This window comes from Shinella sp. CPCC 101442, from assembly GCF_024704725.1.
Classification (GTDB): domain Bacteria; phylum Pseudomonadota; class Alphaproteobacteria; order Rhizobiales; family Rhizobiaceae; genus Shinella.
In genome coordinates this window covers 559,942-578,570 of record NZ_JALIQS010000003.1, presented here as the reverse complement: position 1 = coordinate 578,570, position 18,629 = coordinate 559,942, and the positions used below count along the sequence as shown (strand labels likewise).

15 protein-coding genes are annotated in these 18,629 nt (G+C 64.5%); 8 read left to right on the top strand and 7 right to left on the bottom strand.

Going from position 1 to position 18,629, the window contains the following annotated elements; translation table 11 throughout:
- Window positions 1-223: 223 nt before the first annotated feature.
- From MUO32_RS13340 to MUO32_RS13320, 5 genes are all read right to left on the bottom strand, one after another.
- The gene (locus MUO32_RS13340; protein WP_257948788.1) at window positions 224-1,006 is read right to left on the bottom strand and encodes a carnitinyl-CoA dehydratase; all 783 of its coding nucleotides are present in this window, start codon (window positions 1,004-1,006) and stop codon (window positions 224-226) included.
- Window positions 1,003-3,063, bottom strand: coding sequence for an acetate--CoA ligase family protein (locus MUO32_RS13335; protein WP_257948787.1), 2,061 nt, complete (start codon window positions 3,061-3,063; stop codon window positions 1,003-1,005). Before MUO32_RS13335 ends, MUO32_RS13340 begins: the two co-directional genes overlap by 4 nt.
- A gap of 7 nt (window positions 3,064-3,070) precedes the next feature.
- Window positions 3,071-4,231, bottom strand: a complete 1,161-nt coding sequence (locus MUO32_RS13330; RefSeq protein ID WP_244759470.1) for an acyl-CoA dehydrogenase family protein — start codon at window positions 4,229-4,231, stop codon at window positions 3,071-3,073.
- 129 nt (window positions 4,232-4,360) lie between these two features.
- Entirely contained in the window at window positions 4,361-5,854 is a 1,494-nt protein-coding gene (locus tag MUO32_RS13325; protein ID WP_257948786.1) for a carnitine 3-dehydrogenase, read from the bottom strand.
- Window positions 5,851-6,762, bottom strand: coding sequence for a 3-keto-5-aminohexanoate cleavage protein (locus MUO32_RS13320; RefSeq protein WP_257948785.1), 912 nt, complete (start codon window positions 6,760-6,762; stop codon window positions 5,851-5,853). The genes MUO32_RS13325 and MUO32_RS13320 overlap by 4 nt, the downstream gene beginning before the upstream one ends.
- A gap of 93 nt (window positions 6,763-6,855) precedes the next feature.
- Here MUO32_RS13320 and MUO32_RS13315 point away from each other — a divergent pair, with 93 nt between their 5' ends.
- The gene (locus tag MUO32_RS13315; RefSeq protein WP_374708642.1) at window positions 6,856-7,851 is read left to right on the top strand and encodes a GlxA family transcriptional regulator; all 996 of its coding nucleotides are present in this window, start codon (window positions 6,856-6,858) and stop codon (window positions 7,849-7,851) included.
- Here MUO32_RS13315 and MUO32_RS13310 read toward each other — a convergent pair.
- A complete protein-coding gene (locus MUO32_RS13310) occupies window positions 7,848-9,011 on the bottom strand; it encodes a LysR family transcriptional regulator (RefSeq protein WP_257948784.1) in 1,164 nt (387 codons plus the stop codon). The two genes, MUO32_RS13315 and MUO32_RS13310, sit on opposite strands and share 4 nt — an antisense overlap.
- A gap of 121 nt (window positions 9,012-9,132) precedes the next feature.
- Between MUO32_RS13310 and MUO32_RS13305 the strand changes: the two genes are divergently transcribed.
- From MUO32_RS13305 to MUO32_RS13275, 7 genes are all read left to right on the top strand, one after another.
- On the top strand, window positions 9,133-10,671 hold the full coding sequence (locus MUO32_RS13305; protein WP_257948783.1) for an aromatic amino acid lyase: 1,539 nt from the start codon (window positions 9,133-9,135) through the stop codon (window positions 10,669-10,671).
- A gap of 10 nt (window positions 10,672-10,681) precedes the next feature.
- Window positions 10,682-12,058 carry a dihydroorotase family protein gene (locus MUO32_RS13300; RefSeq protein WP_257948782.1) on the top strand — a complete coding sequence of 459 codons (1,377 nt, stop codon included), beginning with the start codon at window positions 10,682-10,684 and terminating at the stop codon, window positions 12,056-12,058.
- Window positions 12,059-12,060: 2 nt separating this feature from the next.
- Window positions 12,061-13,329 (top strand): Zn-dependent hydrolase, encoded by a 1,269-nt coding sequence (locus MUO32_RS13295; RefSeq protein ID WP_257948781.1) that lies wholly within the window; start codon window positions 12,061-12,063, stop codon window positions 13,327-13,329.
- A complete protein-coding gene (locus MUO32_RS13290; RefSeq protein WP_257948780.1) occupies window positions 13,329-14,417 on the top strand; it encodes a DUF917 domain-containing protein in 1,089 nt (362 codons plus the stop codon). The genes MUO32_RS13295 and MUO32_RS13290 overlap by 1 nt, the downstream gene beginning before the upstream one ends.
- Before the next feature lie 33 nt (window positions 14,418-14,450).
- Window positions 14,451-16,118: a urocanate hydratase gene (locus tag MUO32_RS13285; RefSeq protein WP_257948779.1), complete on the top strand. Its 1,668-nt coding sequence runs from the start codon at window positions 14,451-14,453 to the stop codon at window positions 16,116-16,118.
- Between the two features lie 8 nt (window positions 16,119-16,126).
- Window positions 16,127-16,699, top strand: a complete 573-nt coding sequence (locus MUO32_RS13280) for an ASCH domain-containing protein (RefSeq protein WP_257948778.1) — start codon at window positions 16,127-16,129, stop codon at window positions 16,697-16,699.
- Window positions 16,700-16,838: 139 nt separating this feature from the next.
- Complete coding sequence (locus tag MUO32_RS13275) at window positions 16,839-17,873, top strand: glycoside hydrolase family 25 protein (RefSeq protein ID WP_257948777.1); 1,035 nt, start codon at window positions 16,839-16,841, stop codon at window positions 17,871-17,873.
- A 26-nt stretch (window positions 17,874-17,899) separates the two neighbouring features.
- On the opposite strand, the gene MUO32_RS13270 is transcribed toward MUO32_RS13275, so the two are convergent.
- Window positions 17,900-18,499 (bottom strand): YdeI family protein, encoded by a 600-nt coding sequence (locus MUO32_RS13270; RefSeq protein ID WP_257948776.1) that lies wholly within the window; start codon window positions 18,497-18,499, stop codon window positions 17,900-17,902.
- Window positions 18,500-18,629: the final 130 nt, after the last annotated feature.

Sequence of the window (18,629 nt, the reverse complement as noted above, 5' to 3'; positions counted from 1 at the left end):
AGAATTTCTGTTTTTGGCCTGTAAGGCAACCTCCAGGCCGGCTTTTCTTGCCGGCGGCGGCGCATTTCCCGTTTTCCCGAATGCCTCCTTCATTCGCCGCATGGCGGCTCGTCTAGTATAAACTATTCACGTATCAGACGCGTGTAACGCCCTAATTTATCTATTTCTTCCACAAGCTAAACTTATGGAAAGATGCGGACTTTGCCCGATGCAGGGGCGTATCCTATCGTCCCTTCCAGACGGGATCGCGCTTTTCCGCGAAGGCGCGGGCGCCCTCGAGTTGATCCTCGCTGGAATAGAGAACGTCGACCGTCGGAAATTGCCGGCGGGTGATCTTGTTCATGGTCGTCTGGAACGCCTCGCCCTCGGCGGCGCGCACCACTTCCTTGATGGCGGCGTAGACGAGCGGCGGGCCGCTTTCGAGCAGGCGCGCCAGTTCCCAGGCGCGGTCGAGCAGCTTGTCGGCCGGCAGGATCTCGTTGACGAAACCCCAGCGGTGCGCCTCCTGTACGTCCAGCCAGCGGCCGGTCAACAGCATGTCCATGGCGATGTGGTAGGGAATGCGTTTCGGCAGCTTGATCGAGGCGGCATCCGCCACCGTACCGGAGCGGATTTCCGGCAGCGCGAAGGTCGCGTGTTCCGCGGCGAGGATCAGGTCGGTGGAGAGCGCGATTTCGAGCCCGCCGCCGCAGCAGATGCCGTTGATGGCGGCGATGATCGGCTTGTTGAGGTCACGCAGTTCCTGCATGCCGCCGAAGCCGCCGACACCGTAATCGCCGTCGACCGCATCGCCTGCTGCCGCCGCCTTCAAGTCCCATCCTGGACAGAAGAATTTCTCCCCCGCGCCGGTGATGATGGCGACACGCAGGGTGTCGTCGTCGCGGAAGTCGGCAAAGATCTTGCCCATGATGCGGCTGGTCACGAGGTCGATGGCGTTCGCCTTGGGGCGATCGATCGTGACTTCCAGAATGCCACCTTCGCGGCGCTGTCGTATCGGTCCGGTCATGGGTTTTTCCTCAGACGGATCAGCGCGTCGGCCGCGACGACACCGTCGCCAGCTGGCAGCACCATTAAGGGATTAACGTCCAGTTCTTCGATTATTGAAGCGTTTGAAACGACATAGGATGCCGCTGATGCGACGGCAGCGACAAGCGCGTCGATATCGCCCTTCGCCGCGCCACGATAACCGTCCAGAAGCTTTGAAATCTTAAGTCCGGCGATGGCCTCGCGGATGGTTTTCTCATCCGTCGGCAGGGTCAAGATCGCGGAATCTTCGAGCAATTCGACCAAAATACCGCCTGCACCGATGGTCAATACCGGCCCGGCGACCGGGTCCCGCATGGCGCCGACGATGAGTTCGGCGACGGGTTTTCCCACCATCTTTTCGACGAGGAAGCCGGAGGCGACGCCGGCCATGGCCTCGGCGGCCTCCAGCACGGCCCCGCGGCTGGCGAGATTGAGCTTGACGGCGCCGGCCTCGGTCTTGTGTGCGACGCCCAGGCCCTTGAGCACGACGGGAAAGCCGAGGTTTTGTGCCGCCTCGGCCGCAGCATTCGCCGTCTCCGCCGTGATGCCCTTCGGCACCACGAGACCATGGGCGGCGAGCGCCAGCTTGGCCTCATGCTCCGTCAGCGTGACCGCCTCGCCTTCGCCAGCCATAGTCTTGAGGAGTGGCGCGGGCAGGGGTTTTGCCCAGATTTCGCCGATGCCGGCGGCGACTTCGGCGGCGGCGAGCGCTTCCTCGATGCCGTAGAAGGGCACGATGCCGTTCTGCATCAGCATTTCGGCGGTCGCTTCCGGCATGTTCTCGCCCATGCTGGCGACGATGCCGGCATTTGCGCCCGTCGCCTTCGACGCATCGATGACGGCGTGGCAGGTGGTGATCCAGTCGGCGGCGTCGCAGCGGTCGAGGCGGGGGAAGTCGAGCACGACGAGGTTCAGGGCATAGCCGCCCTGCATCATGGTGGTGAAGGCCTGCGTCTGCTTCTCGTGGTTGCCCCAGACGAAGGTGTGGTAGTCGAGCGGGTTGGAGATCGTCACCATCTGGCCGAGCGTTTCGCGCAGCGGCTGGCGCTGCTCCTGCCGGAGATCGCGATAGTTCACCTTCCGCTTCACACCGGCATCCGCCATCAGCGAGGCTTCGCCGCCAGAGCATGACATCGAGGAGATGTCGTAGTTCGGCAGCGGGCCGGCAACATGAAGTAGCTTCAGCGTTTCGAGCAGTTCCGGCAGCGTCTCGACGCGGCCGATGCCGAGGCGGGCGAGTAGGGCGGAGGAAACGGCGTCGTTGCCGGCGAGCGAGGCCGTGTGCGAGACTGTGGCGAGCTGTGCCTGTTCCGATTTACCGACCTTCAAAGTCACGACCGGCTTCTTCAGCTCGCGCGATCGCAAGGCCAGGCGTTCGAGGGAGGCGAGGCTGTCAAAACCCTCGATATGCAGGCCGACGGCGGTGACTCGCGGGTCCTCCAGCACGGCGCAGGCGAGGTCGGCGAGGCCGGTCTGGGCCTGGTTGCCGGCGGTCAGGATATAGGCGAGCGGTAGGCCGCGCTGCTGCATGGAGATGTTGCAGGCGATGTTGGAGGACTGGGTGAGGACGGCAACGCCCTTGTCGATGCGCAGCATGCCGTGCTGGTCCGGCCAGAGCAGGGCGCCGTCCAGCATGTTAATGAAGCCGTAGCAGTTGGGGCCGAGCACCGGCATGTCGCCGGCGGCCTCGACCAGCGCCTTCTGCAGGTCATCGCCATCGGCAAGCTCGCTGACGGCCTCGCGGAAGCCGGACGCATAGCAAACAGCGCCGCCGGCACCGCGCGCCGAGAGGTCACGGATGATGCCGATGGTCAGTTCGCGGTTGACGCCGACGAAGGAGGCATCCGGCGCACTCGGAAGATCGGCGACGGAGCGGTAGCATTTGCGCCCGAGGATTTCGTCCTCGCGCGGATGCACCGGCCAGATCTCGCCGGTAAAGCCCATCTTGTCGCACTGGAAGATGACGCGGCGCGCCTCCTTGCCGCCGAAGACGGCGATGGAGCGGGGCCGGATGAGGCGGTCGAGGGATCGTGTCATATCGACATTACGCTCCGAGCGGCCTGAGCAGATCACGGCTGATGATGTGCCGCTGGATTTCCGACGTGCCGTCCCAGATGCGCTCGACGCGGGCATCGCGCCAGAAGCGGGCGAGCGGCAGGTCGTCCATCAGGCCCATGCCGCCGAAAATCTGGATCGCCTCGTCGGTGACGCGGGCGAGCATTTCCGTGGCGTAGACCTTTGCCGAGGCGATCTCGCGGTTCGACGGCAGGCCCTGATCGAGGCGCCATGCGGCATTGAGCGTCAGGAGGTCGGCGGCGTCGATCTCGGTGATCATGTCGGCGAGCTTGAAGGAGACGCCCTGGTTCGCGCCGATCGGCTTGCCGAACTGTTTGCGCTCGGCGGCGTAGTTCAAAGCGTAGTCGAAGGCGCGGCGGGCGCGGCCGACGGAGGTCGCGGCGACCGTGATGCGGGTCGCGTAGAGCCAGTCGTTGGCGATGTCGAAGCCCTTGTGGACTTCGCCGAGGATCTGCGAGGAGGGCAGGCGGCATTCGTCGAAGTTGAGAATGCAGTTCTTGTAACCGCGGTGCGAGACCGACTCGTAGCCGTTGCGGATCTCGAATCCGGGTGTGCCGCGATCAACGAGGAAGCAGGTGATGAGCTTCTTCTTGCCGCGCGGCGTGTCTTCCTCGCCCGTCGCGATAAAGACGATGACGAAATCGGCGATGTTGGCATGGCTGATGAAATGTTTGGTGCCGTTGACGACCCAGTCGTCGCCGTCCTTGCGGGCGAAACATTTCATGCCGCGCACGTCAGAGCCGGCATCCGGCTCGGTCATGGCGAGCGCGTCGAACTTTTCGCCGCGCACGGCGGGCAGAAGGTACTGTTCGCGTTGCTCGTCGTTGCAGGCCATCAGGATGCCGGAGGGGCGGCCGAAGAAGACGGTGAGCGCCATCGAGCCGCGGCCGAGTTCGCGCTCGACCAGCGTGAACGAGGTATGGTCGAGGCCGGCACCGCCCACTTCTTCCGGCATGTTGCAGCCGAAGAAGCCGATTTCCTTGCACTTGCGGGCGATTTCCTGGCCGAGTTCCGGCGGTACATGGCCGGTGCGCTCGACCTCGTTTTCATGCGGATAGATTTCCGTTTCGACGAAGGAGCGAACCGTATCCACGATCATCTGCTGCTCGTCGGTCAATGCGAAGTTCATGGCATTCCCCCTCGAATTCTTTTGGGGCCGCGTGGCGGCCATAGCCCTTTGCGGGGCATCTCCCCCAATGAGCGGGGGAGATTGTGTTCTGCGTCGGCGCCGTTCCTCTCCGGCGCTTCAACGGTTTCGTCAGGCGCGCTTTTGCCCGACGCTGCGGCCGGCACTTTCCGGTGTCGGCAGCTTGGCATGGGCGTCCGCGATCGGCTTGATCTTCGCCAGCACGTCCGCAGGCGCATCGACGCTCCTGCCGGCCTTCGAGTCGACGTGAAGCATCATCTGCTCTGCCGTCGCGATGACATCGCCGGTCGCCGCATCGTGGATGCGGGTGAAGAAGTGCAGCCGCTTGCTGTCGGACGCCAGAAGCTGAAGCGTCGTGTAGAGCGCCTGGCCGAGCTTGGCTTCGCCGATGTGGCGGATGTGGGTTTCCACCGTGTAGTAGCTGTGGCCGGCTTCGACATAGGCGAAGTCGACGCCGATCAGTCGCAGCAGCGCGTCCGACGTATCGCCGAAGAGCTGGAGGTAACGGTGCTCGGTCATGTGGCCGTTATAGTCGACCCAGGCGGCGTTGACCTTGGTGTCGATGAGGCGCAGCGGCTCGGCTTCCGAAACCTCGACCTTCGCCTTGCCGGCCTTGGCCCAGAGATGTTCCTCGAATTCGGCGAGCAGCTTGCCAGAACCCCAGCCCTTGCCGTCGTCGCCGGCCTTCAGCGCATGCATGATGCCGACGAGGTTCTGGTCGCGGATGCGCTCCAGGTCGCGAATGCCGCGCGCGCCGGACTGGGCGTCCGACTGGTTGGCGATCTTCTCCACCAGCTCGTCGTTGAGATCGACGACGTCGGTGAGCTTCGTCCAGGGCCAGGAGAGACAGGGGCCGAACTGGGCGAGGAAATGGCGCATGCCGGCTTCGCCGCCAGCGATGCGGTAGGTCTCGAACATGCCCATCTGCGCCCAGCGCATGCCGAACGAGTAGCGGATCACATCGTCGAGCGTCTCGGTGTCGCAGATGTCGTCCTTGATGAGCCAGAGGCCTTCGCGCCAGACGGCTTCGAGCAGACGGTCACCGACGAAGGCCTCGATCTCCTTCTTGATGATTACGCCCTTCATGCCGATCGGCGCGAGCTTGGCCTTGGCGTCTTCGAGCGTCGCCTTGCTGGTCTTTTCGCCGCCGACCAGTTCGGCGAGCGGCAGCAGGTAGACGGGATTGTAGGGATGCGCGACGAACAGGCGTTCGGGGTGCTTCATGTCGCGCTGCAGGTCGGTCGGCATCAGGCCTGACGTGGACGAGCCGATCAGCGCGTCGGGTTTTGCGGCCGCATCGATCTGGGTCAGCACGCCGCGCTTCAATTCGAGGCGCTCGGGAACGCTTTCCTGAATCCAATCAGCGTCTTTGACGGCGTCTTCCAAGCTTTTGCAGAAGGTGACTTTGCCCTTCGGCGGCAGCGGAGCCATGGTGAGCATGCCATAGGCGCGCTCGGCATTGGCCATCACTTCGCCGATGATGCGTTCGGCTTCCGGGTGCGGATCGAAGATGTTGACGTCGATGCCGGCGAGCGCAAAACGCGCCACCCAGGCGCCGCCGATGACACCGCCGCCGACGCAGGCTGCCTTGTTGATCTGGCTCATTTCGGTGCCCGCTTCTGGAGTTTCAGCTTTTCGCGCACTTCGGCCGGGCCGATGATGCGGGCACCCATGCTTTCGACGATGTTGACGGCTTTTTCGACGAGCTGCGCATTGGTGGCAAGCTGGCCCTTGCCGACATAGAGATTGTCTTCAAGCCCGACGCGCACATTGCCGCCGGCCAGGATGGACGCGGCCGGATAGGCCATGGCATTGCGGCCGATCGAGAAGGCCGAGAACGTCCAGTTGGCCGGCACGTTGTTGACCATCGCCATGAAGGTGTTGAGGTCGTCGGGCGCGCCCCACGGAATGCCCATGCAGAGCTGGATGAGCACCGGATCCTCGATGACCCCCTCCTCGACGAGTTGCTTGGCGAACCACAGGTGGCCGGTGTCGAAGGCCTCGATTTCCGGACGGACGCCGAGGTCGGTCATCATCTTGCCCATGGCGCGCAGCATGGACGGCGTGTTGGTCATCACGTAGTCGCCGAGCGAGAAGTTCATCGTGCCGCAATCGAGCGTACAGATTTCCGGCAGGCATTCGGCGACGTGGGAGACGCGCTCGGTGGCGCCGACCATGTCGGTGCCGTTGGGGTTCAGCGGCAGCGGCTGTTCGGTGCCGCCGAAGATAATGTCGCCGCCCATGCCGGCGGTGAGGTTCAGCACCACGTCCACCTCGGCATCGCGGATGCGCTCGGTCACTTCGCGGTAGAGATCGTTGCGGCGGCTCGGTGCGCCGGTTTCCGGGTCGCGGACATGGCAGTGCACGACGGCGGCACCGGCCTTGGCGGCGTCGATCGCCGATTCGGCGATCTGCTTGGGCGAACGCGGCACGTGGGGCGATTTGCCGGCGGTGTCGCCGGAGCCGGTGACGGCGCAGGTGATGAAGACATCACGGTTCATGGCTAAGGGCATTCGATCTCTCCCAGTATTCTCATTGGGTCCATTACGAGCCAAGAGACGGCGCAATGCTTTCACTTTTCGGATCCATTCTTGACAATTCGAGCGATGAATACGCATGCTTCCGCCATGCTCGATCCCTCTTCCGATACCCTCGACATCGATATCCTAGTGCTGCCCGAGACGAACCTCATCCTCGTCGCCTCGGTCATCGAGCCCCTGCGCGCCGCCAACCGCATTTCCGGCCAGGCGCTTTACCGCTGGCGAATTTTTTCCCCCGATGGCCAGCCGGTCGAGACACGGAGCCGCATTCCGGTGCCGGTCGACGGCCTGTTCCGGCCGGAGCGGGAGAAAGAGCCGCTCTTCGTGCTTTCGAGCTATCAATGGCAGATGAGTGCGACGCCTCTGTTGCGACGCCAGCTTTCGCAAACGGCGCGCCATCGCACGATGATGGCTGGTATCGAATCGGGAAGCTGGCTGCTTGCCGAAGCCAGCCTGTTGAACGGCCATTCCGTGACGATCCACTGGGAGGACATGGAGGAATTCGCATCCCGTTATCCGCAGATCGCGGTGATGCGCGAGCGCTACGTCATCGATGGAAAGCGCATCACCACCGGCGGTTCCTTGCCGACGCTCGACCTGATGCTGGAGATCATCCGCCGCCGGCAGGGTTATTCGCTGGCGCTCGAAGTGTCCCGGTTGTTCATCTACGAACACGAACGGACCGGCGGGCTGCTGCAGGTGCCGGCCCTTGGCAACATGCGCATCGCCGACCAGCGCGTCAGCCAAGCGGTGCGGCTGATGGAGGAGACGGTGGACGCGCCGTTGACGCTGACACGGCTGGCAAAACGCGTCGGCATCAGCGCACGCCATCTCCAGGACCTGTTCCAGGAATCGATGGGTGTGGCGCCGCACCAGCATTATCTTGCGCTAAGGCTGAATGCCGCCCGGCGAAAGGTCATCGAGACCAAGGCCGAGTTCGCCGATATCGCGGCGCTGACGGGCTTCAACTCCTCCTCCGCCTTCTCGCGCAGTTACCGCGCGCACTATCACGAAAGCCCGACGGAGACCCGGCGGCGATTGCGGGCCGGCGCCAAGGGCTAAGGTTTCGAGAGCAGCCCGATCATCGTCTCCGCCGCCTGTCGGGACAGCGCATCGCGCGGCCAGACGAGGCTGAGGGATTGCTGGTAGGCGGCATCCAGCGGCAGCAATGTCGGCGGCGGGTTGATGTTGGCGACGGAATGCTCCGGGAGCACGGAGAGATGGCCGTGGTCGAGCACGAGATTGATGATGACCGGGATCGAATCGACCTCGACCAGCGTCAGGCGGGAACGCTCGGCCGGGGAAAGCGTCGCCTCCAGAAAGCGGTCGGTCATCTGGCGCAGACCGCTCCGCGGGCTCGGCACGGCCACGGGATAGCGGTGCAGCAGGGCGGCGAAATCCTGCGGTTCGGTTTTCTCCAATGCCCGCGGGCCGGCAAGCGCCAGCTGCGAGCGGCCGATCAGGCTGCCGTCGAACTCGGCGGGATAGTGGTCGGTGTCGAGCAGGATCAGGTCGAACCGGCGGGTTTTCAGGCCGGAAACGAGTTCGTCCGCCGTGGTGGAGGAGAGGAAGAGCGGCTGGCGTGGCCGTGCTCCACGCCATTCGACCGCCAGGCGCGCAAGCATGGCTGCGATCTCGCTCTCGTGGCCGAACGGGATGATGGTGCCGAGCCGCCAGGTCGCGGCACTGCGGCGGAAGCGTTCGCCGGAGGCCGCAGACAATGATTCCCATGCCGCGCCGATGCGTTCGGCAAGCGCCAGCGCTTCAAGGCCGGCCGGCGTGCAGCTTATGCCTGCCGCCGAACGGTCGAGCAATTTCGCACCGACCGCCGCTTCAAGATGGCTGAGCTGGCGGGTGAGTTGCGGCTGACCAAGGCCGAGCCTCTTGGCGGCGGCATTGATGCTGCCCGCCCTGGCGGTCGCCGCAAAGCGGGAGAGGGCGGCAAGCGAGAGGACCGGAGGCCTTTCGCGGCCTTGGCCGAGGCTGGTGAGTGCCGCGGCGGCGCTGGCGATCTCGGCGAAACGCGGCAGGCGGGCTTCAGCCTCCAGTGTGGGAACCAGCACCTGCCCATCGCGGCGCACCAGCGGAACGGAAAGCACCGCCTCGACCCGGCGCAACGCTGCACTGGCGCTGGAAGCCGGCCGGCCGGCGACGGCCGCCGCCCTGCGGATGCCGCGTTCTTCGAGAATGCTGTGCACAAGGCAGAGGGTGGATAGATCCACGGGCGGGTCCTTGGTTTCTCCCTAACTGTTCGGTCTATAGCATGAACCGTGCGGGTTTTGGGATATACGCTCCGTTCACGTTCCGCATAACATCCGTCTCGAAACACAGGCTTTTCAAAACATGCTCGCTTCCGCCGATACGCTCTATCTCACCGGCCAACCGCTCGATTTCGCCACGCTGGAGGCGATCGGCACGGGTGCGCGCCGTCCGGTGGCGTGCGAGATCGGCATGGGCCGTGTCAGCACGTCGCGCCTGGTCATCACCGACCGTCTTGCCACGGGCCTGCCGATCTACGGTGCCAATACCGGCGTCGGCTCCATGAAGGACAAGCTCTGGACGGCCGACGACCTCGTTGAATTCAACAACAATCTCGTCAAGGCGCACCATTTCGGCACCGGCGAGCCATTCACGCTGCCGATCGTGCGCAAGGCGATGGCGATCCGCGTCAACACGGCGCTCGGCGGTTATTCCGGCTGCAGCCCGGAACTGATCGATGCCTTCCTGGCGCTTCTGGAAAAGGACGTCGTGCCTGTCGTGCGCCGCCATGGCTCGATGGGCTGTGCCGATATCGGGCTGATGGGACAGATCGCGGCCGTCATGACCGGCGAGGGTGAGGCCTGGTATGGCGGCGAGCGGCTGCCGGCGCCGGAAGCGCTCAAGCGCGCGGGCCTGAAACCCTATCGCATGCAGCCGCGCGATGCGCTGGCGGCCCTCAGCGTCAATGCCATCTCGCACGCCGCCGCCGCCAATGTGGTGCGCGAGGCGGCCAAGGCGATCCGCAATCTCATGGTGACGGGGGTGCTCTCGTCGCTGGCGCTCGGCGCATCGGCCGATCCGTGGCGGGTGGCGGCACGGCTTTCGGCGCATGGCGAGGCGCTGGCCGGCAAATGGTTCGAGGCGCAGGCGACCTCCGGCCACTGGCCGAAACCCTCGGCCATCCATGATCCGCTCAGTCTGCGCATGACGGCGCAGGTCTTCGGCGCCTGCCTCGATACGCTGATGACCGCTGCCGAGCGCCTCGTCGAGGCGACGGCGCAGTCGGATGACAACCCGGTCGTGATGGACAACCACGTCATGGCCTCCGGTGGTTCGCTGCCGCTGTCGACCACACTCTATGTCGAGGCGGCGCAGACGGGTTTTGCTCATCTTGCCCGCAATGTGCTGAACCGCTGCGTGCTGCTCTCCAATGGCGTTCGCCGCAACCTGCCGGTCAATCTCGTCGCGCCCGGCGAGGCGGCGACGGGGTTCGGGCCGCTGCTGAAGTTGGCCGTCGAACTCTACATGCGCATCCAGTCTTTGGCGGTGCCGATCTCGGCGCAGTCCATCGTGGTTGCCGGCGGGCTTGAGGAAGAGGCGACCTTCCTGCCGCTCATCGTCGAGCGCATGGAAAGCCAGGTGCGGGACCTGCGCCAGCTCGCCGCGCTCGAGGCCATGCTGTCCGCCCAGGCCGTCGATCTTGCCGGCGACAATGTCGAAGGCGTTGCCGCCATCGCCTACCAGCGCACGCGCGCGATCAGCTCCTTCTACCGCAAGGACCGGCCGCTTTCCGCCGAAATCGAAGCGCTCGACCGCGACCTTGCCAGCCCCGAGGCGCTTGCAGCCTTTGTCGAGGCCGCGCCCATGACGGATGTCGATACGTTCTTTGCCCTGAAACCCTGAGGAAACCTCGATGGCCGACTTCGATCTTGTTCTGAAAGGCACCGTGGTTCTGGCGGATCGCATCGTCGAAGGCGGTCATGTCGCGGTCAGCGATGGCAAGGTGGTGCATGTCGGCCAAGGCGCGATGCCGGCGGCCAGGGAACGGCACGATCTCTCCGGCGCGCTGATCCTGCCCGGCGCGATCGACGCGCAGGTGCATTCGCTCTCGCAGAAGAACCAGGAGGATTTCATCTGGTCGACGCGTTCGGCGGCGGCCGGTGGCGTAACCACCATCGTCGACATGCCCTATGACGAGGGCAATCTTGTGTGCTCGGCGGAGGCGGTGAAGATCAAGGTCGATCACGCATCGCCGCAGGCCCGCGTCGATTTTGCACTTTACGGCACGGTCGATCCGGAAGAGGGGCCAGCGCGCATTGCGGAAATGGTCGCGGCCGGCGTCGCGGCCTTCAAGTTCTCGACCTTCGGCACGGACCCAAAACGGTTTCCACGCATTCCGGCGGCTTTGCTCGAAGATTGCTTCCGCGCTATCGCTCCGACGGGGCTGACGGCTGGCGTGCACAATGAGGACGACGAGGCGGTGCGCGCGGCGATTGCCAAGGTGAAGGCTGCGGGCATCACCGACTATCGCGCACACGGCCTGTCCCGCCCGCCGCTGACGGAACTGCTCGCCTCCAACCAGATCTACGAGACCGGTGCCGAGACGGGCTGCCCGGCTCATGTCGTGCATTGCTCGCTCGGCCGCGGCTACGATATCGCCGCCGCCTACAGGGCGCAGGGCTTTCGCGCGACCATCGAGTGCTGCATCCACTATCTCGTTCTCGACGAGGAGAACGACGTCGCCCGGCTCGGCGGCAAGGCGAAGATCAATCCGCCGATCCGCTCGCGCGCCGAAGTGGAAAAGCTTTGGCGCCATGTCGCGGAAGGCAATGTCACGCTGGTGTCGACGGATCATGTGAGCTGGTCGGAAGACCGCAAGACCAATCCGGACATGCTGGCCAATGCCTCCGGCGTGCCGGGGCTGGAGGTCATGGTGCCGCTCTTCGTCAAGGGCGCGCTGGAGCGCGGGATTTCGCTGACGCGCGCCGCCGAACTGATGACGCTGAACCCGGCGCGCCATTTCCGGCTCGATCACGTCAAGGGTGCGCTGGAGGCGGGCAAGGATGCCGACATCACCGTGCTGACGCCGGAGCCCTACAGCTACGACGCTGCCGCGAGCGGCCACAACGTCGTCGGCTGGTCGCCCTATCACGGCATCAAGCTGCCGTGGCGTGTTTCCGCGACTTACCTGCGCGGCAAACTCGCCTTCGACGGCACCAAGGTGCTTGCCGAACCCGGCACCGGCGCTTTCGTGCGCCCGCTGCCGACGCTCGTTTCCGCGAGGGCCTGATCATGGCCCGCGCGAGCAATCTGCCGGTCGACCCCGTCCGTATACAGGACGTGATCGACGGGCTCGCCCGGCTCACCGAGCCAGGCCGGCCCTACACGCGGCGTGCCTTTACCGCTCTGTTCCCGGCGGGGCGGGATTTTCTTCTCGAGAAGTTTCAGGCCGCGGGGCTCGAAACGCGCATCGATGCAGCTGGCAATCTCGTTGCCCGGCGGCGGGGCAGGAAGCCCGGCCTCGGCGCGATCATGCTCGGCTCGCATTCCGATACCGTGCCGGATGGCGGACGCTTTGACGGTATCGCCGGCGTGGCTGTGGCGCTGGAAGTGGCCCGCGCGCTGGCGGACAAGGGGATCGAACTCGACCACGATCTGGAGGTCGTCGATTTCCTCGCCGAGGAAGTGTCGATCTTCGGTGTCTCCTGCATCGGCAGTCGCGGCATGGCCGGCGTGCTGCCGGCGGACTGGCTGTCGCGTGAGAGCGGCGGGCTGACGCTGGAGCAGGGCATTCGCGACGTTGGCGGCGATCCGGCGCGCATCGCCGCCGAGGCGCGCAAGGATATCGCGGCCTTTCTCGAGCTGCATATCGAGCAGGGGCCGGTGCTGGAAACGGAAAAGCGCGATATCGGCGTGGTGACGGCGATTGCCGGTATCACGCGCATCGAGATCGTTGTCGAGGGCAGGGCGGATCATGCGGGCACGACGCCAATGGGATCGCGTGCCGATGCGCTGGCGGCGGCCGCCAGATTGGTATCGGGCATCGAGGCGCTGGCGAAATCGCTCTCGCAAGGCCCAGGGCATTTCACGGCGACCGTTGGCGAATTCTCCATCGAGCCGAATGCCGCCAATGTCGTTCCGTCCCGTGCGCGGCTGCTGATCGATGCGCGGGCTGAAGAGCGCACGGCGATGGATGTCTTTGCCGCGTCCGTGGATCAACTGGCCGAGCAGATCGCGCGGGAGACGGGCACCACCATCGCGCCGCCGCGCCGGATCTCCGACAACATGCCGACGCCGGGCGACCCCCTGCTGCTCGATGTGCTGGATGCAGCCTGCGAGACAGCGGGCGCAAGTCATCGTCGCATGGCCTCGGGGGCCGGGCACGATACGGCCTTCATGGCGAAGGTGACACGTTCGGCGATGATCTTCGTGCCGTGCCTTGGCGGACGCAGCCATGCGCCGGAGGAATTTGCCGAGACCGATGATATCGCGCTCGGGGCGGCGGTGCTTTTTAATGCAGTGATTCAGCTGGATGAGAAATTGAGTCAGGAGGACGCCTAATGGGCCGGATTCTAAAGGAAAAAGACGTCGAGGCGGCGGTCAAGGGCGGCTCGGTCTACGCCGCCGGCGGCGGTGGCTGGGCGGATCATGGGCGCATGCTCGGTTACGCCGCAGTGTCGATCGGCAAGCCGGAGCTGGTTTCCATCGACGAACTGTCCGATGACGACTGGGTGGCGACCGCAGCAGCGATCGGCGCCCCGGCCTCGACCACGCCGTGGGAAATGCGCGGCGTCGATTACGTGAAGGCCGTCGAGCTTCTGCAGGAGGCGCTGGGTGAGAAGGTCGCGGCGCTGATGGTGGGTCAGAACGGCAAGTCCTCGACGTTGAACGGTTGGCTGCCATCCGCCATCCTCGGCACGAAGGTGCTGGATGCTGTCGGCGACATGCGCGCGCATCCGACCGGCGACATGGGCTCGATCGGCATGGCCGGCTCGCCCGAGCAGATGATCCAGACGGCCGTCGGCGGAAACCGCGACGAGAACCGCTATATCGAGCTCGTCGTGCGCGGCGCGACGGCAAAGGTCTCGCCGATCCTGCGCGCCGCCTCCGACATGTCGGGCGGCTTCATTGCCTCCTGCCGCAACCCGCTGCGCGCCTCCTATGTGCGCGGGAATGCGGCGCTCGGCGGCATTTCGCTCGCGCTCAAACTCGGCGAGGCGATCATCGCTGCAGAGGGCAAGGGCGGTTCGGCGATCATCGACGCGATGGTCAGGACGACGGGCGGTTCGATCCTCTCCGAAGGCGTGATCACCGACAAGTCGGTGGTTTATACCAAGGAGGCGTTCGACATCGGTACCGTGACGGTCGGCAAGGGCGACAGCGCGAACGTACTGCATGTGATGAACGAGTACATGGCGGTAGAATCGGCGGACGGCAAGCGCCTTGCGACCTTCCCTGATGTGATCACCACGCTGTCCCCGGACGGCGAACCGCTCAGCGTCGGTCAGCTCCAGGTCGGCATGAACGTCTTCGTGCTGCATGTGCCGAAGACGATCATTCCTTTGGCATCGAGCGTGCTTGATCCCACGGTCTATCCATCGGTCGAAAAGGCGATGGGCATCGATCTGGTGAGTTACGCGCTTGCTTGAGGCAAAGCCGTAAAGAGACGTAAGGAGAAGACAATGCCGAAGCCCAATCCGCGCCACCCAAACTATCCAATCCCGAGCGGCCCGGTACTGCGCGCCAAGGGCTGGCGGCAGGAGGGGCTTTTGCGGCTTCTCGAAAACGTGCTGTCGGTGGGCGAGGATCCGGATAACCTTATCGTCTATGCCGCGCTCGGCAAGGCGGCGCGCAACTGGGCGGCGCACAAGGCCATCGTCAAGGCCCTGATCGAAATGGACGAGGACCAGACGCTGGTCATCCAGTCGGGCAAGCCGGTGGGACTCCTGAAGACCCATGCGAAGGCGCCGCTCGTCATCATGGCGAACTGCAACATCGTCGGGCAGTGGGCGAAGGCGGAGGTTTTCTATGAACTTCAGCGCAAGGGCCTGATCTGCTGGGGAGGGCTGACGGCGGGCGCCTGGCAATATATCGGCAGCCAGGGCGTCATCCAGGGCACCTATGAAATCTTCATGCGCATCGCGGAAAAGCGTTTTGACGGGAGCCTTGCCGGCCGCTTCATCCTGACAGCCGGTCTCGGCGGCATGGGCGGCGCACAGCCGCTCGCGGGCCGCATGGCGGGGGCGGCGATCCTCTGCGTCGATATCGACCCGGCCCGTGCCGAAGCGCGCAAGGCTGTCGGCTACCTTGAACAGGTCGCGCCGGATCTCGATACGGCGCTCGCGATGATCGACGAGGCGGTAAGGCAAAAGCGCGCGACCTCGATCGGTCTGGTCGGCAATGCCGCTGAAATCTATCCGGAAATTGCACGGCGCGGCATCGTGCCCGACATCGTCACCGACCAGACATCGGCGCACGATCTCGTCTATGGCTATGTGCCGAAGGGCATGAGCATCGACCAGGTCAAGGGTTTGCGCGACGACGGGCAGGGGCAGCTGATGGCGGCAAGCCGCGCCTCCATCGTCGAGCATGTCTCGGCCATGCTGGAATTCCAGAAGCGGGGCTCCGAGGTCTTCGACAATGGCAACCTTATCCGCACACAGGCGCGGGAAGGGGGCGTTGCGAATGCCTTCGACATTCCGATCTTCACCGAAGCCTATCTGCGGCCGCTCTTTGCACGGGCAATCGGGCCGTTCCGCTGGATGGCGCTGTCGGGCGAGGAGAGCGATATCGCCCGTATCGACGATCTTGTGCTGGAGATGTTCCCGGACAACCAGATCGTCACCAACTGGATCCGCCTCGCTCGCGAAAACGTGCCTTTCGAGGGGCTGCCGGCGCGCATCGCCTGGCTCGGCCATGGCGAGCGCACGGAATTGGCGCTGGCGGTCAACAGGCTGGTCGCGGCGGGCGAACTGAAGGGGCCGGTCGCCTTCTCACGCGATCATCTCGATGCCGGCGCCATGGCGCACCCGAACATCATGACGGAGCGCATGAAGGATGGCTCGGATGCCATCGCCGACTGGCCGCTGCTCGATGCCATGCTGCTCTCCTCCTCGATGGCCGATCTCGTCGTCATTCATTCTGGCGGCGGTGGTTATGCGGGCTACATGACGAGTTGCGGCGTGACTCTGGTGGCCGATGGCACGGCCGAAGGCGCGGAGCGGCTGGAGCATGCTCTCACCAACGACACCTCGCTCGGGGTCATCCGCTATGCCGATGCGGGCTACGAGGAGTCGTTCGACGAGATTGAAAAAAAGGGCATCGGCTACGTCAGAATCGGCAACGGCTGAGAGGCGCGATGCTGTTCAAGGCGGCAGTCCTCGAAAGGGTTGCAAGAGGCGAGGTGACACTCGCCTTTCGCCGTTGGGTGAAGCCGACGGTGCGCGCGGGTGGCACGCTTCGCACGGCGGCCGGCGTGCTGGCCATCGATAGCGTCGAAATGGTCGAGCTTGCCGCCGTCTCCGAAGCCGACCTCCGCGCCGCCGGTTATGCTGGCCATGATGCGTTCGTGCGGGACCTCCGGGCGAAGGGGAGCCTGTACCGCATCGCATTCCATGTCGCGGGGGAGGACCCGCGGCACGGTCTGCGCGAAAGCGCTACGCTCGATCCGACAGAGCTTGCCGCCTTGCAAGCCCGCCTGCGGACCCTCGACCGGATGGAGACGTGGACCGACACGGTCCTTTCGCTCATCGCTGAACACGAGGGGTGTCCGGCGGCGGAGATGGCTAAGCAGCTTGGTATGGAGAAGCTGGCGCTCAAGCGAAAAATCCGTCAGCTGAACGAACTGGGGCTGACCGAAAGCCTCACCATCGGCTACCGGCTTTCGCCGCGCGGACACGCTTTCGTGAACGCAAGCCGGCAGAGATCGTGACAGCTTCCACCTCTAAGTAACTGAAATGTCACGGCCGGCCGTAAACGTTGCATTTAACATTTCGCGGTAATCTTCCGTTAGTAATTCCGTCTGCGCGCTGTGGGCGGGGGCTTCGGTTTGTTTTGCGTGCGAGTGCCTTATGCGTCTTTCGGTCCTGACAGCGATCCTGCTCGGCTGCGCCTCCATGGCGGGCTGCGCCTCGTCCAATCCCGAGACTGCCCTGTCCATAAAACCGTCCGCGGAGGTCACAAGCTCCGTGAAAGCCGGCCCGGTTCCCGAGGTTTCGGTGGGCGAGGGTAAGGTGAAGGCGGATGGCGCGGAAATGCTTGCCTGGGCCGGTCCCTCGGCGGAAAGCCATGTCTTCGAGACGATGACGAAGCAGTCGGCCGTGCCGGAAGACCGGCCGGAAAATGCCGTCATGGCCGTAGAGCCGTCCTTTGGACGCTCCGCCAAGCGTTCGCGCGTCTATAGCCAGCAGTTCCGCGATGCCCACCCCATCAATTTCGGCAAGCGCGCGCCAAAACACTATCAGGTGCACGGCGTCGACGTCTCTCGCTGGCAGGGCGATATCGACTGGATGAAGCTGCGCACGCAGGGCGCCAACTTCGCTTTCATCAAGGCGACGGATGGCGGCGACCATCTCGATCCGATGTTCCAGAAGAACTGGCGCAAGGCGAAGGAAGCGGGCATCAAGCGCGGCGCCTATCACTTCTTCTACTGGTGCCGGGTGGCGAGCTCGCAGGCCGAATGGTTCATCCGCAACGTGCCGCGCGATCCCGACGCGCTGCCGCCGGTGATCGATGCCGAATACAACGGCGAATCCTCCTGCAAGGCGCGTATTTCGCGGGCCAAGTATGTCGAGAAGATCAAGGTTTTCGCCGAGATGCTGGAGCGCCACTACGGCAAGCGCCCCATCATCTACACGGCGCCGGATTTCTATGAGGACAACCTTGCCGGCGAGTTGACGGAATATCCGTTCTGGCTGCGCTCGGTCGCGGCCCATCCCTCGAAGCGCTACCCGAACCGCCGCTGGACGTTCTGGCAGTATTCGGGCTCGGGCCTGTCGCATGGCGTGTCCGGCAAGATCGACCTCAACGTCTTCGCCGGCAGCGAGAGCGACTGGCACAACTGGCTTGCCGGGCAGTCGGGTACGCGCACGGCCCGCGCCGACTGATTTTCGATGCCTGGGGACGGGACGGTCTATTTCCGCTTTTGCGGATAGATCGTCTCGCCGCGGTTCAGCATCGCAACGAAAGCCTCGATATTGCGCTTGCGGGCGGCATCCGTCTTGATGGCATGCATGCGGAAGGCCAGCGCGAAGCGGTTCTGCTCTGTCAGTGTCGCGAGCATCTCCTTCGCCGCCGCGTCCGCGTCGATGGCGGCCTGAAGGTCATCGGGGATTTGCAGGTCCTTGCCGCTGCCATAGGCCTTGTCCCAGCGCCCGTCCGCTTTGGCGGTGTCCACCTGTCTCAGTCCATGTTCGGTCATGCGGCCGCTTTCGATCAGCCGACCGACCGTGCCGACATTCTTCTTGCTCCAGACGCTTCTCTTGCCGCGCGGGCAGTAGCGCTGGAAGAAGCTCTTGTCGTCATGGCTCTTGCGAATGGCGTCGATCCAGCCCCAGCAAAGCACCACTTCGATCGCTTCTTCGGCATTGATGCTCTGAAGGCCGGAGGCGCGTTTGTGGATCTTGATCCAGACTTCCGGCGCGGTGGCGTGGTTTTCACTGAGCCAGCGGTAGAAGCTGTCGAGGTCGGCAAACTCGCGGACATGAGCCGGATTGATTTCCACAGGTGCCATGCTTGTTTTCCTTGAAATCGCGGGCGGGGCGTGGCCGCTTTGCATCGCCTCTACGAAACGAGGGGCCGATGCCGAAGATGTGAAGCCCCTTCTTCTTGCCAGTCACCCAGCGCTTTGGATAGCCATCGGC